The following is a 13,903-nucleotide window of genomic DNA, read 5'->3' as shown; positions in this document are numbered from 1 at the left end:
CCTCATGCCAGACGACATCGACGCCCTCGTACGGATGGGCGAAGCAGCCGTCCCCCGTCTCCAGCAGATCCGCCGGCAAGGGCCGGGGCGGCTTCGGGCCCCCGCTCTCCGGGCGCTTGCCGATGTGAGCGGTTCCCGCGACTTCGACGCGAAGGACCTCGGCGCGGTCGAGCGCCTCATCCGGACGAAGCTCCTGGACGAGCGCCCGGTCACCATTCCCACGGCCGGACGCTGGATCGCCTTCCCTGCGGATCAGCTGGATACCGTGGTGTCCGTATGGGGACTGCATGATCTCCGGGCAGCCACCACCGCCATGGGCCTCTCCGCGGCCACAGTGGCGCCGGATACCGCCGACTTCACCACCGCGGACGGAAGCTCCGCCACCGCTTACCGGGTCTTCATCACTCCGGAATTCAAGAACTGGCGCCTCTTGTACGGCAACTCGTTCCTGGACCAGCTCGGTGGCCACGAATTGGCCGAAAAAGCCAGTGAACAATGCAGCGAGGCTCACTTCTACACCATCGACCCCTACCACAATGCCGACGTGTGGTGGGTCGCCCGCAATGGTGAAGTGGTCCGCGGGTACGCCACTTACGGCGATCCGGAATGGGTGGGTGACCCTTTGCCTTTCGAGGTCGAGTTCATCGAAATGGACGAAGATGACCTGTGGTACGACCCCTACTTCGCCGAGAAGTACAGCGAAGGGGTGACCGACGCGCACAAGGCCGCCGAAGAACTCTCGGTCGAGCCCGGCCCGGTACGTGAACGCGACACCCATGGTCACGGCTGGCTGGCGACCACCCACCCGGATGTCCCCACCTCTCATTTCAAGGGCGCCCTGCCCATCTGACCGAAGCCGCCACCAGCCACACAGCCGCCAGATGCCTTCGCACACGTCCGCACCAGCGGAGGACGGAAAGCCATGACAGATCCAGCCGACGACTATCTCCCTCACCCCCACATAGGCGGTCGCACCAACGCCCTACGGGCACTTGCCACCTGGCGTACGGAGCGGCCGGGGGCACCTCGTGTCGTGGTCGTGACGGGAGAGTCCGGCAGTGGGCGCTCGCGGCTGCTCACCGGATTTCTGATGCTCTGTGACCCGGATTTCCGCGAGCAGCTGCTCCTCGACCGGCTGGATCCGTCCACCGTCCCGCCCGAACTGCCGGCGCCCGCCGCGGCGAACGCACGCGGGCTGACGGCTGATCAGTTTCTGTGGGCCCTCGCAGACCATTACGAACTGGAGACCGAGCGCTCCGAGGACGTCTACCCGGCGCTCGCCGCGCTGGGCGAACCCGTTCCTCTCGTCGTCCTCGATGCGGATGAGGCCGGGCCGGTACGGTCGGCGGACGAGCCGCCAAAGTTCGTCCGCCAGGTGCTCATGCCCCTGGCCGCGCTCGACTCCGTACGTCTCGTGGTCGAGCTGCCCCGCCCACTCGCCGGCGAAATGGCCAGCGGCCTGCCGGCGGGCACCGTGCAGATCATGGATCTGGACGATCCCCAGTGGGCCGACCCCGAAGTCCTTCTGCGCCATGCCGACGCAGCCCTGAGTACGCAGTTCGGCGCGCCCGAGCTGCCGTTCACTGTCGATCCTGGGATCCGGCGCGCCCTGGCAGCGGCCATCGCACATCAGGCCGGCACGAATGCACTGGTCGTTCAGCTCACCGTTCAGAGTGTCCTCACCGCACCTGAAAGGTTCGACCCCACCGACCGAGAGCGGCTGCCGACGTCCGTCGCCTCGGTTGTCGACTGGCATGCACAGCGCCTCGGGGCCGACCCGGGAACCCTGCGGATGCTCCTCACTCCGCTGGCCTTGGCCGAGAGCGACGGAATTCCCGTCGATCTGTGGACCCGACTCGTGAGCGCGGTCGCGGGAAGGGACATGACGCAGGCCGTCACGTCCGGAATGCTACTCGTCGGTCCGTTCGTCACGCCGGTAGAGGACCCTGACGCCGCCTCCGGGCAGCGCACCCTGCTACGTCTCGCGCACCCAGCCATAGGAGAAGCCGTCCGTGCAGCTCTGCCGCAGGCGCATGCCGCCCAGGCCCAGATCGCCATGGCGCTCCTCGAGGCGGTGCCTGATCAGGACTGGAGCAAGGCGGACCCCTATATACGTGATCACATCGCTGGACACGCCCTCGGCGCAGGCCTGCTGCCGCAGCTCCTCACCGATCCCGGCCTCTTCGTGTACGCGTCGCCCGTTCCGCTGCGTGCCGCCGTCGAAGCTGTACCTTCGGACTCGCTCGGTGCTCCGGCACGCACTTATCTGCGCACCGCCGCGCTGCTGACCCGCAACGAGATGTCACCGCTGGGGCGCGCGGCCCTTCTGGAGACCGCTTTCGTGGAGGACGGCCTGCACGAGTACGCCGCAGCAGTACACAGGCTAGGTTTCGATCTTCCCTGGCAAACTTTGTGGAGTCTGCCCGTCATCGACATCAGTGAGGTGACGGTTGCTGAGCTGCCCACGGCCGAAGGAGGCCGGTACCCAGTCGCGGTCCTCGTAGTTTCCGCAGACACGCCCGGAGCCCATCCAGTAGAAGGCCCGGAGGACAGTACTGATGTCCGCCAACGTGGACTGCTCGTGCACGACCTGTTGCGGCCACACGTTCTCGCGGCGGCAGATCCGGCACAGATCGTGCGCCCGACGGAGGAGGAGAGGAGCACCGCCTCCCTTGGCCTAAGCCGAGGCGCAGACTATGTCCGTGTCTGGGATCGCACCACCGGGGATGCCGTTGCCACGCTGATCTCCGACGTCCCCGTGACGGATACCGATCTCTCGCCCGGCGGCATACTGCTTGTTGCCACCGAGCGCGGGGCGAAGGCCCTGCGCATCCCAGAACAGACTGCGGCGATAGCCTCCTAATCTTGATCCCCACCACCTTCGAAGGAGCCTTCCGCATGACCACCCAGGAGCAGGCGGTCACCACCGCCGACCGTTGGCTGAACCCCGAAGGTGCGGGGGAACGCCGCGAGGTCAGGATGCGGGAGTTCGACCTCGGGTGGGTCGTGTGGGGCGCGCCCGCGCCGATGGAGCAGGACCCGGAGACCGGGGAGCGGCGGCCGCCGGCCGAGATCGGGGACGCGTGCGGGGTCGTGGACCGGCGTACCGGTGAGCTGACGGTGTGGCCGTCGGTGCCGGTCGACGAGGTCGTGCGGATGTACCGGCTGAAGCACGGCGGGGACGGATCAGGCGCCGATGCCCGTCCGATCACCGGCCCCGGCAACACGTCCGTCTTCACCTACACCGATCCGGCCACCGGCGAGGAGACGACCCTCTTCCGCAACTCCGGCCCTGGTCTCCCGCCGTCCGAGCACCAGGCGGCGGCCGAGCTCCGGCGCATGGGCGTGCCGAACGAGAACGTGCTGGCGATCCACACCGACCTGCGCCCCAGCCTGCTCCCCGGCGGATACACTGCCGAGCTGCTCCACACGTACCGGAACGCCAGCCTCTCTTGCAGCCAGACGTACGGCACCCGCCCCGAGGCCCGTGCCGAGGGCGTCGCCGGGCTGGTCCAGCACGTCGAGATGATGCACCAGGTCGCCGGCCAGCAGCCCCCGCCGCGCCCCCACCGCATCCCCGCCCCCACGCACGTGCCCCCCGTCGAGCCGTTGCGAGACGTGGCCCTCGGTCGCCACCTCACCGACATCTTCGGCACCGACGGCGCACGCCGCTACGACGCCGACGACCTCGCGGCCACACCACTGCCGCATGACACACAGTCGTTGCTCACGTGGGCGGGGCTTCCCGTCGACCTGCCGCTGTTCTTCGCCGCGGACCGGCCCGAGGCTCCGCCCGCCGGCGGGCTGTTCACCGACGTGGCCACCAACCTGCGGGTGCGCCGCAGTCCGGCCGGTGAGGAGAAGATCGCCGCACTCGCGCACCTCACCCGCATCGGCTGGGACGGCGTCGCCGTGCTCGCCGTACAGTGCCTGCCCGGCTCGACGGAGCCCAACGGACTCGGCGCCGTCTGGGCGATCGACCCCGTCACCGCCTCGCCCCGCTATGTGAACATCTCGCTCGGCGCGTACGTCCGCTCCCTCGCCCTGCTCGCCACCGTCCGGGAGCGGATGCAGGGGCTCGACCCGGTGGCCGCGGGCGCGGCGGTGGCGGAGCTGCAGGAGCAACTGGTGGCCATCGACGCCACGGCGCTGGTGAACCCCGACGGCTGGTGGTCACTGATCGTCGAGCAGATGTGGCACGGGCTGTTCTGAGCAGCGGTCCGGCCTCGCGCCCGCCGCCAAACCTCCAGCTCGTACGGAAGCGCACAACGCAGTGGGGCCGGGCGGGTCCGCCCAGCCCCACTGTGAATGCCCTGTCCCGCGCCTACGGGTGCTCAGTACAGCGAGAAGCCGCCGCTGTGCCGGCCCTGGCTCTTCTTGCGGGGCTGCTGCTCCTCGGCGCGCTTCGGCGCGCTCGGGTCCGAAGGCGCGCCGTCGCCCGCCGGTGCTTCGCCCTGCCTGATCTGCTCCTGCTCCTCCTCGGAGAGCGACTCCCACTGGTTGCGCAGCGACGCCATGGGGCCGCCGCTCAGAGCGCGCACCGCCGTGGGGTCGTCCAGGGCGTCGCGCAGTTGGAGGCGGCCCGACAGCAAGTTCTTCGCCGTGTCCTGGAGCTCCTTGCCGGCGCCGCCACCGTCGGCGAGCTTGCGCAGCGCGGAGTTCAATGAGCGGACCTGCTCGGGGTCGAGCGCTTCGTCCCACACGCCGCGGTCGGCATCGGGTCCCTTGGGGTTCTGGGGCTGCTGAGCCATCTCGCTTCTCCTCACCTCTCGTCCCCGCAGTATCTCCCGCCACCTCAAGTCGGCGCACTCGCCGCCGGACAGAGGCACGGAGAGGCGGGCGGGCGAGGGGGCGGGCGGCTGATGGGTAGCAGCTGGCCGGCGAACGGACGGGACGTCAGAAGACCCTGCGCGCGAGCCCCGCCCGCTCCGCCCGGGCGATACGGTCCGGACCGGCCGACTCGCGCTCCGAGGCCAGCCTGTCCCACTTCTCCGGGTGCATGAGCAGCAGCGCGCCGCTGCTCGGTACGAACGCGATGCCTCCGAACGGCAGGTCACCCGCCACCCACACGCCGTTCTGGATGCCCTCCGGCCACGGGTCGCGCCGCCTGCCACGACTGGGCACTTCGAGCACGCGCAGTAGCGGAGACCTCGTGCCTTCGGCGTTCTTCAGTCTGAGCGTGAGTTCGGGGCGCCCCCTGGTGGCTCGCTTTCCGTCCTTCTTCACCACGTGCGGCCAGAACTCTTCGAAGGAGTACTGGCGCAACACCTTCCGGCTCGCGCGTGTGACGACGACGGCGGACGGGAGCTTGTAGAAGAGGAGGACCAGGAGCCCCATGATGCCGATGCCCGTGAAGGGCGCCGTGATGTTCACGAGCCAGTGCCACGTGCCGTCGAAAGCTCCTGACTGCACCAGCAACGGCGGAACGACCGCCATGACCGCGAAGGTCGCACCGTACGCCAGGAACTTCCTGACCACACGGGAGGTCAGGCGCTTGCGCAGCTCCTCCGTGTCCACGGCCGCGGACGAGTGCTCAACATGCGGTGCTTCCGGCATGGGTCTCCTTTGGTTACGGCCACTTCCGGTGGTCTCGGTCACTGCCGTGGCTATCCGAAGTCGTTCCTGATGGCGTTCGTAGCGGCGGAACCCCGGCCCGTGCCGCCGTCACCGCCCGGCTCGTCCCGGGGCGACAGGTCGGTGAACGACAGGGTGTGCGCGACGCCGAGCAACACGTTCCGGTAGTCGTCGGCGAGGTCGACCGCCGCCGTCACCAGCTGCACCACCACGATGTCGGGCATGCCGCTGCCCGTCACCGCGACCGTTCCCTGCCAGACGACGTCCTCCGGGGAGACCCCGGCGCCCTCGGGCGGCCTGCCGGGTGCGACCGTACGCCGCTTCTTCTCGGCGATGAAGCCCGTTCCGCAGGGCAGTTCCAGCGGGCGCATGCCTTCGTCGGGGTTGTCGGCGGCGGTGCCGGCCATGCTGGCGAGTACCAGCTTGGCGTTGACCCCGGATGCCGGGACGGTCGAGACGGTGAGTACGGAGGACACGGCCCCGCCGGTCTCGTCCGGGTGGAGCCCGATCGCGCAGCCCTGCACCTGCTGGGCGTTCAGCAGGCCCACGACGCCGGTGTAGAACCGCACAACCTCTTCCGCACGCTCACGCAGTTCGTCGGGCAGGCTGAGTACCTGCTGGATCAGCGCCACGACCTGCTCGAACGGCGGGTCGGGATCCAACCGCAGGTAGCCGTGCGGCAGTCCGTACCAGAAGGCGGGCCGCGGCTCGCTCGCCACATCCGCGTAGTGCTCAGTCACTTCTCAACCCGATTCTCGCTTGCCGCGACATGCTCGCTCACAGCCATCCCAGAAGCCCCGCGATGCTGTGTGCGGTGGCAGCGGCCTTGGTGCCTTCCGCGGCGTTGTGCTCGCCGCCTTCCTTGTCGACCACGCCCAGGCTTTCCAGGGACGACACGACGTTCGCGGCCACGTTCACGCCGTTGGCGGTGATCTCGCCCATCAGCTTCGCCGACCCGGAGGCGGTTTCCCCCGGCCGCGCGCCACGCATCGGCGACCTCGTCCGAGGCGTTCTTCGCGAACCCGGGGACGATTTCCTTGACGAACGTGCCGGCCTGCTCCGTGTTCGACACGGCAACGCCCATCCTGCTGGCCATGCCCACGCCGTCGGCCACCTCCTTCGCCGCCATGCACAGGGCCTTGCCGCCTGGAATCATGCCGACCGTGTCACCTGCGATGGAAGCCCATGCGGAGAACATGTCCATTCCACTGCCGCCGCCGAACAGGTCGCTTCTGAATTTTCGGATCGGAGAGGTTCTTGGACATGGACGCGGCGCTCGTCACGACCGCGATGCCGGCGAACAGCGGAGCCAGCGGCGTCGGGAAGAGCGCCAGCATGCCGGCGATCGTTCCGGCGTGCTCGTACAGGAACGCCCCGACGGCCTTGATGCCGTCCCAGATGGCGTCGACGGCCTTGCTCAGCCAGCCCGGTTCCTTGGGCGCCAGCTTGTCGGTGGCGTCGTCGAGCGACTTGGCGACCGTCTCGGCGTTGTCCGAGTGCGTGGTCTCCAGCGTCTTGGCCTTGGTGATGACGTCGTCGTACGCGCCGTTGGCCTGGTTCAGAGCGGTCGTCGCCTCGTTGAGGCTGCGCTCGGCCGCCCGCAGCCGCGCCGTGGCCGCGTCGGCCTCTTCCTGGGTGCCGAACTGCTGGCCTGCGAGCTTGAGGTCGGGATGCTGTCCCGCCTTGTCGTGCCGGTCCTTGGCCGTGTTGGCGGCGGACTTCTTCTCGGCGGCGGCCGCGTCGTACTTCTGCGCCAGGTCGCGGTTGGCCGTCAGATCGCCGTCCCAGTTCCCCAGCTGGGAGCTGGCCTTCTCCAGTGACCGTGCGGCGTTCTTGATGTACGTCGGCAGCTCGCCGTCTATCGCCTCGCGGAACGCCTTGGCCGCGTCGCCTTCCCAGTAGCTGCTCTCACCGATGAGCTTCTGGAGCTGGGTGTGGCACGTGCGCAGTGCGGTGGCGGCGGTGGTGACCTTCTGCTTCAGAGCGTTGACTTCGCTCGGTATGCCGGGAACCGGGTTCCACCCGAGGTTGGGATAGGGATCCACGGCCATTACTTCGCGCCCTTCCACCCGAGGTGGACTCCTGAGCCATGTCGTTGAAGGCTTTCTCCAAGGCCTTTTCGACCTCTTCGTAGCCTTTCTTGTTCGACTTCACGCCCTCGCTGATGGCGTCGATCATCTTCTTGGTCTGTTCGGACCCGTACTTCCAGCGTTCCTGGAATCCGTCACACGCCTCGTCGAGTCGCTTCGTACCGATCTGATCGGCGCGGACGTGATCCAGAGCGGCACGAGCCTCATCGAGATCGCGGACGCAGCCCTCGAGGGTCTTGAGGAACTCCCCCAGCTGATCCGTGTCTGCCTTGAAATGATCCCCCATGGACCGGAGTTCTCCCTCATCGACTACCGACTCATCACTGACAGGCGACTCTGGGAGCAGCCCCGAAGGATGGCAGCGAAGCGCACCCGGCGGCCAGCTCAGCGGGCCGGGCGGCGTACAGGCTCTCCGACGCTTCCCGATGCTTCCCGGGCAGGTTCCGCAGGGGTGCGGAGCGGGCCGTACTCACCCCTGGTGGCCAGGAGGCGGACTTCAGCCCCTCTGATCACACCCTCCCCATAAGTCACCCAACACCCTACGACCTTCGCCATCGCAAAGTCGCAGCAGCCCGCGACGGGTTCCGTGGAGAACTTGTGACCGGGCTTGTCGCCGTACGACGTGTGACGAGTCGAGTGACGAACGTGAGGAGTACCGGCCCTTCGAGCCCTCGGGGGCGGGCAGCGGAAAGCTCCCGGTGGCGCGGGGGCTGTCGGGGTCGTCGACCCTGCGCTGCGCGCCCACCGGAAGCTCGGTGTCGTGTCGGGGGCTTACGGCCACCACCGTCGACGTACGAAGGTGGTGGTCGTAAGCGCGTCATGGCGTGCGGTCACGAGACGGGCCGGGGGTGTCGAGCCGTACCGCTTCCGGGTCCGTGGAGTCACGGAACGCGCCGTGGAGAACGACTACTTGCGCCCGCAGAAGCGGGGCAGTGGGCGCGGGCCGCTCACCCGAAGTCGTCCCTGATGCTTCGTCGGCGCGATGTCGTCCCCGTTGCAGGAGGTTCGCCGGCTCCGTCCGATCCGCCTGCTCCATCCGGCCGGGCGTTGGCTGCGGGGCGCGGGGCGCCCTCTTGGCGAGTGCTTGTGGACGGGTTCGTCGCGTCGGGGGTCACCGGAGGGACGGTCGGGCTGCCCGCCGCTTGGAAGCGACGGTGCGACATGGCTCCGATGCCTACTCCGCCGGCGCCGCCGACACCACCTCCTGCGGCGTTGACCACGGCATTCTTCAGCCACTCCGGCTTTTCGCTGCCCGTGACCCGGGATACTCCGTCGACGGCGACTCCGCCCGCGACGTTGCCCACTGCCCCACCCACGATGTTCTCCGAGGCTCGGATTCCCAGCTGACTCATGCCACGGTTTCGCAGCAGGGCGTTCGCCCCACCCGCCCCGGCCAAGCCCATCGGCGTACCTGCGAGCGACGCGACGCCTCCCTGCCAAGTCGCTTTGCCGAGGCTCCCGGCATCGAGTCCTTCACCTGTCGCCACGTCGCTGGCGACCGTCGTGAAGGTGTTCCCGGCCCAGTTGACACCGAAGTCCACCAGCAACTTGGCCAGCTTCGTCGACCGTTGGTACGCACGCATCGCTGCGGCGATGCCACGCAACAGCCGGCCGAGGCGTTCGGAGAGGCTGATGGCCTGCCCGGCCAGCCTCGCGACGTTCGCCGCTGCCGCCGCGCTTCCGAGGCCGAGCGTGACGAAGGACAGGGCTACGCCGACGCCGATCGAGACGCCGATCTCGACGTAGATGTCGTGGATCTCCGAGTTCACCTGCTCGATCGAATCGGCGGCCTCGTCGAGCTGCCTGGCGATCTCGTCGTACTGCTCCGTCGCCTTCTCGACCTGCGCCTTCATCTCGCGCCAGTGGTCCCTGAACGCTTCGGCGGCGGGGCCGCGCCAGGTGTCCCCCACGACGTCCTCGACGTTCCTGTCGAGTGCCTTCAGCAACCCGTCCGCGCCTGCGACCTCCTTCTGCAGGCGACGCCACGCCTTGGCGGCCTGTCGGAGCTCCTCCGGCCTGCCGCCGGGATTGACGAGCTCGATCCCGAGCTCGACGAGCTCCTCACCCACCGACTCGTTTCCGCTCACTTCTTGCCACCGTCGCCCTTCGCACCGAAGAGCACCGCGACACCTTCGTCGGTGAACTCGGTGTCGCGGTGGACCTTTCGCAGGGAATCAGCCACGGCGTCCAGGTACTTGTGCACCAGGTTCAGGGCAGCAGTGGCGTCCGAGGAATAGCCGACGTATTCGGTTCTCAGTTGGTCGGACTCGGTCAGGAGGCCGAATCCGTCCGAGATGGCTTCCTCTCCCGTCTCGTCGATGAACTTCTTCAGGTGCGCACGTAAGTCGTAAGCCCGAGACTCGAAATCGCGAGCAAGTTTCCTGCCTGCGTCCTGTGCGTAGAACGGCGCGTCGTCAGCCACGTGCGACTCTCATTCGAATTGGCTCCGGAATTGCGGGCCGGTGGATGCCCCGGCCCGGAGAGTGCGCGACTCGGCGTGCAGCCGCCCATGTTGACTCGTGTGACCGACCGCCCACGCCCCCGTACCGGCCCCGCACTCCCACGATCGGCCCAACGATCAAGCCGCCGCTCGGGACATGGTCTTGGCCTACTGGCTGTGGTGGGGATGGGTGATTGCGCGACGCTCGCCGCGTCGTCCAGGTGGGGGTGGCCATCGGCCTGCTCGTCCGCCGGGACGGGCGGGCGTTGGGCATGGGAGCGCAGGGACATCTGTGGTGCGGGGGCTTGGTCGAGGCTGACCTCAGAAACGACTGAGCCCGTCGTGCATGCCCTGAGGGGGCGGACACGACGGGCTCACTTTTGGGCGTACGGCTTACTGCCCCTGGTGCGGGGGGTGCTGGCCGTAGGGATTTTGGTGCTGGGGTGCCTGGCCGTGAGGTGAGCCGGGGTAGGGCTGTTGGGCGGAGGGATACGCCGGCTGGTTCGGGTAACCAACCCCCTGCGCTCCGCCGCCGGGGCCGCCACCGCTGCCCCTATTTCCACGGCTGCGGATCACAGCGAAGACGATGCCACCGATCACGAGTACGCCTGCGATACCGGCGATGACGAGGATGGTGCCGGAGGAGGACTTGGTCTTCTTCTTGGCCTGGTTCGTCGTGCTGCTACCGCCTTCAGAGCCGCTGGCGGCCTTCGAGGACGTGGACGCGGGGGCTTGCGGGAGGGGGCCCTCCTTGGGGCCCTTTGGAATGTCCATCGTTAGCGCGCGGTAGGGACGGATCACTCCGTAGCCGAACTCCTCGTCGGGCACCTTCTTGACGTCGTGGTCGAGGAAGGTCGTGGACTTGATCAGACGGTTGATGACCTGGCCAGCCGTCAGATCAGGGTACTTGGAGCGCACCAAAGCAGCAGTGGCTGAGACGAGAGCAGTTGCGTCAGAGGTACCGTCCGCTTCCGCGTACCCTGACGAGCGACTTGGGTCAGCTCTTAGAATCTTCTCTCCCGGCGCGGTCAAAGTGATCCCCTTGCCGAAGTTTGACTTGTCCCAGAATTGGCTCGACCGGTCTAGAGCTCCTACAGCGACGACCCCCGGCAGCGCAGCGGGGTACATCACCCTGGCATCACCATCGTTACCAACGCCCGCGACTACTACTACGTTGCGCTTCTGCGCGTAAGCGATGGCCTTCGCCGCTTCGGTGGTGGGGTTTGCGTGGTCGTCAACAAACGAAAGGTTGATGACCGATGCACCGTTATCTACCGCATAGCGAATACCGGCAGCCCAGCGTCTCTCGTCGACGACGTCATCTTTGCTTGCGCGCATGACGCGCACCGGCAAGATCTTAGCCTTAGGAGCCAATCCCATTACACCGGCTGAGCGACCCTCCCCGTGACCATGACCAGCGATGAGGCTTGCCATCCCTGTGCCGTGCCCAGCCTCATCCTGATGAGCGTTCCCTCCTACCGTGACGTCTTTCCCCGGCAGCACCTGCCCGGTCAGATCCGGGTGGGTTGGGTCCACGCCCGTGTCGACGACAGCGACTGTGACGCCCTGGCCTTCAGATTCGGCCCACACCTTTTCCACACTGAATGCGTCCAACGTCCACTGTTGGTCGCGGATGTAGTCCGCTGATGCTGCAGGGGCTGAAGTGAGGAGCAAGGCTCCTGTCAGCGCCACGACTCCTGTCGTGGACCAGACTCGCTTGACACCCATTCCTTGCTCCTCACTCAACTACGACTGGTTACGCCAGCCTGCAAACGCGGACCGCTGGCAGCTTGCCACTCGGGCCGCGCGTGTGCCTACTCGATGTTCCGCGGCACGTTGCGCTTGCGGTCCTCCTCCGAGATCCAGGTCTCCTCGTCCTCGACCAAGTAGTCGGGACGCTCTCCCCTGCTGTTCTCGTCCTCGGGGCGCCTGCCGTTGCCTCGGCCCATGCCGCCGGCCATACCACCTGCCATACCGCCGCGCTGTGATCCACCGCGGCTGCCGTGCAGGCCCGCACCGGCACCTGTGCCCTTACCGGTAGGCGCCTTGGCCGCACCGACTACGCCACCTCGCGCCTTTGCAAGGGCTCCCCGGCCGCCCGCTGCAGCGCCACTTCGACCGGCTGCGCCGGCCCCGGCACCGCCGCCCATGCCGCCCATGCCAGCTCGACCTCCGGTACCGCGGGTGGCTCCGGCGCCTCCCGGGCCGCCCAAACCGGACCGGCTCCCGGGGGCTCCGATACCGCTGCGCGCAGTTGGGGCGATCCTGCCTCCCGGACCACCGATGCCGCTGCGTCCGCCGCCAGCGCCGAGACCAGGTCCTCCAATAGGAGCTATGCCGCCGGGCGGCATAGCTCCGCCTCCACCACCGCCGCCTCCACCGCTGACAGGGCCAGGGCTAAGGCCGGGGCCAGTGAGCCCGGGCTTGATGCTGTCCACGTTCGTTCCCGTGGTGGGCGGGAGCACGGCACCGCCGGTAATGCCCTTCGCCCGCGGAACCTGTGGGGCCGCGCCGATCTGGCTGGTTCCGCCGGCGCTCCAAGGCTTGGGAGCTGCCCCTACCGCACCCGGGCGAGCACTGCCGGAAGGACTCGGCATAGTAATGGGGGGCGGCATCGTCACATCATTGCTTGGGGGCTGGAACGGATCCCTCGGGTTATCGACGGCCTGGCGATTGAGGTTTTTCGCATAGACCTGGTAGTTGGCCGCCAAGCTCTCCATGACGGCAACACCCTGCAGCTGCGCTTCCTTGCCCGCAGACAGCATTTCCTCGTTGGCCTTGCGCGCGGCGTCCGCGCTGACGCCGTTCTTGACGTCCTCCTTCAGCATGGCGTCGTCGCGGCCGCCGGAGTCGCCCATCTTGTTCCAGAAGCTGTCCCAGCCGGAGGGAACCTTGACGTCCCTCATCTTTTCCTTGGCCGCTCGCAGGTCCTTCTGCACAGCATCCATCTGCGCAGAGGCGAGGTTGGCGAAGGCGCCGCCGTTCACCACCTTCTGGGTAATCTCTCCAGCCTTGCGCTGGAACGCGCGGGCAGCGTCACCCTCCCAGTGCTCCATCACGTTGTCGACGGCCGTCTGCAACATGCCGGCGACGCTGTCCTTGGACGAAACAGCGTCCACGCCGCCGCTCGCACCGTCGCCGTCGCCGCCGGAGAGGATGTTGTGAACCTGCTTCCAGCTCAGGCTCGCCTCGTAGATGGCATCCGGATCCGAGTCCAGGATCATCTTGCGCAGTTCAGGAATGCCTTCCTGCATGAACTGCGTCCTGAGAGCGTTCCGGTCGAAACTGGTCTTGCCCCCGTTGGCCTGCTCTTCGAGCTTCTCGTCGTGGTCGTCCTTGATGCGCTGCTGATGCTGCCTCTGCTGCGCTTCAATCTGCTCGGGTGTGGGCCGGTAGCCGTACCCCATGTTCGTCCATCCCCTCCGTTTGTGACCGATGCCTGAGGTCGTTTACGCGTAAGCACCCTTTTTGGCCGGCCCAGAGTCGCCGCCCATCCCGTGCTTGTTGGCGTGCTCCTGCTCGTTGTACTTGTCCCGGACCTTCGAGGCGCTCTTGCCGAACTCGTCGATCAGGCCGTGCAGCCCCTTGATCAATCCCTCGATCTTGGTCTTCATCTGCTCGTGAGCGAGGTGGAGGTCGTTCGACTCGAGGAACCTCTCGCTACCGAACGCATTGCTCGGGACGTTCGTCGAGTACGTCACCTTGCCGCCGGCCTTGTCCATGTCGTCGAGCAGACCCCAGAGCTTCCGGATGACCTCATCCAGTGCACTCAGATCCACCCGCATTCCGTCGCTCATAC

13 protein-coding genes and 1 pseudogene are annotated in these 13,903 nt (G+C 67.5%); 3 read left to right on the top strand and 11 right to left on the bottom strand.

Annotation, left to right across the window (positions count from 1 at the left end; genetic code table 11):
• Nucleotides 1-4: 4 nt before the first annotated feature.
• The 3 genes from IE185_RS08815 (at nucleotide 5) to IE185_RS08805 (ending at nucleotide 4,212) form a co-directional block, all read left to right on the top strand.
• Nucleotides 5-850 (top strand): hypothetical protein, encoded by an 846-nt coding sequence (locus tag IE185_RS08815; RefSeq protein WP_229843402.1) that lies wholly within the window; start codon nucleotides 5-7, stop codon nucleotides 848-850.
• A gap of 189 nt (nucleotides 851-1,039) precedes the next feature.
• Nucleotides 1,040-2,863 carry an ATP-binding protein gene (locus tag IE185_RS08810; RefSeq protein WP_229843401.1) on the top strand — a complete coding sequence of 608 codons (1,824 nt, stop codon included), beginning with the start codon at nucleotides 1,040-1,042 and terminating at the stop codon, nucleotides 2,861-2,863.
• Between the two features lie 35 nt (nucleotides 2,864-2,898).
• A complete protein-coding gene (locus IE185_RS08805) occupies nucleotides 2,899-4,212 on the top strand; it encodes an SUKH-4 family immunity protein (RefSeq protein WP_189714936.1) in 1,314 nt (437 codons plus the stop codon).
• A 122-nt stretch (nucleotides 4,213-4,334) separates the two neighbouring features.
• On the opposite strand, the gene IE185_RS08800 is transcribed toward IE185_RS08805, so the two are convergent.
• From IE185_RS08800 to IE185_RS08760, 11 genes and pseudogenes are all read right to left on the bottom strand, one after another.
• A complete protein-coding gene (locus tag IE185_RS08800) occupies nucleotides 4,335-4,751 on the bottom strand; it encodes a hypothetical protein (RefSeq protein WP_138899588.1) in 417 nt (138 codons plus the stop codon).
• Between the two features lie 145 nt (nucleotides 4,752-4,896).
• Nucleotides 4,897-5,556, bottom strand: a complete 660-nt coding sequence (locus tag IE185_RS08795) for a hypothetical protein (RefSeq protein ID WP_189714934.1) — start codon at nucleotides 5,554-5,556, stop codon at nucleotides 4,897-4,899.
• 50 nt (nucleotides 5,557-5,606) lie between these two features.
• On the bottom strand, nucleotides 5,607-6,314 hold the full coding sequence (locus IE185_RS08790) for a hypothetical protein (RefSeq protein ID WP_138898883.1): 708 nt from the start codon (nucleotides 6,312-6,314) through the stop codon (nucleotides 5,607-5,609).
• 37 nt (nucleotides 6,315-6,351) lie between these two features.
• On the bottom strand, nucleotides 6,352-6,516 hold the full coding sequence (locus IE185_RS33020; protein WP_229843400.1) for a hypothetical protein: 165 nt from the start codon (nucleotides 6,514-6,516) through the stop codon (nucleotides 6,352-6,354).
• A 224-nt stretch (nucleotides 6,517-6,740) separates the two neighbouring features.
• Complete coding sequence (locus IE185_RS08785) at nucleotides 6,741-7,625, bottom strand: putative T7SS-secreted protein (protein WP_229843399.1); 885 nt, start codon at nucleotides 7,623-7,625, stop codon at nucleotides 6,741-6,743.
• Nucleotides 7,626-7,662: 37 nt separating this feature from the next.
• Nucleotides 7,663-7,950 (bottom strand): annotated as a pseudogene (locus IE185_RS34150) (DUF6317 family protein); the annotation flags it as partial.
• A gap of 661 nt (nucleotides 7,951-8,611) precedes the next feature.
• The gene (locus IE185_RS08780) at nucleotides 8,612-9,751 is read right to left on the bottom strand and encodes a WXG100 family type VII secretion target (RefSeq protein ID WP_189714933.1); all 1,140 of its coding nucleotides are present in this window, start codon (nucleotides 9,749-9,751) and stop codon (nucleotides 8,612-8,614) included.
• Nucleotides 9,748-10,086, bottom strand: coding sequence for a hypothetical protein (locus tag IE185_RS08775; RefSeq protein ID WP_138899599.1), 339 nt, complete (start codon nucleotides 10,084-10,086; stop codon nucleotides 9,748-9,750). The genes IE185_RS08780 and IE185_RS08775 overlap by 4 nt, the downstream gene beginning before the upstream one ends.
• 411 nt (nucleotides 10,087-10,497) lie before the next feature.
• A complete protein-coding gene (gene mycP, locus IE185_RS08770; protein WP_229843398.1) occupies nucleotides 10,498-11,850 on the bottom strand; it encodes a type VII secretion-associated serine protease mycosin in 1,353 nt (450 codons plus the stop codon).
• A gap of 68 nt (nucleotides 11,851-11,918) precedes the next feature.
• Nucleotides 11,919-13,511, bottom strand: a complete 1,593-nt coding sequence (locus IE185_RS08765; RefSeq protein WP_189714931.1) for a hypothetical protein — start codon at nucleotides 13,509-13,511, stop codon at nucleotides 11,919-11,921.
• A 42-nt stretch (nucleotides 13,512-13,553) separates the two neighbouring features.
• Complete coding sequence (locus IE185_RS08760) at nucleotides 13,554-13,901, bottom strand: hypothetical protein (protein WP_138899222.1); 348 nt, start codon at nucleotides 13,899-13,901, stop codon at nucleotides 13,554-13,556.
• Between the last annotated feature and the right edge of the window lie 2 nt (nucleotides 13,902-13,903).

Source organism: Streptomyces chryseus, assembly GCF_014650755.1.
In the GTDB taxonomy this organism is placed as follows: Bacteria; Actinomycetota; Actinomycetes; order Streptomycetales; family Streptomycetaceae; genus Streptomyces; species Streptomyces chryseus.
The sequence above is the reverse complement of the archived record's forward strand: the minus strand, read 5'-3'. Positions and strand labels throughout refer to the sequence as shown.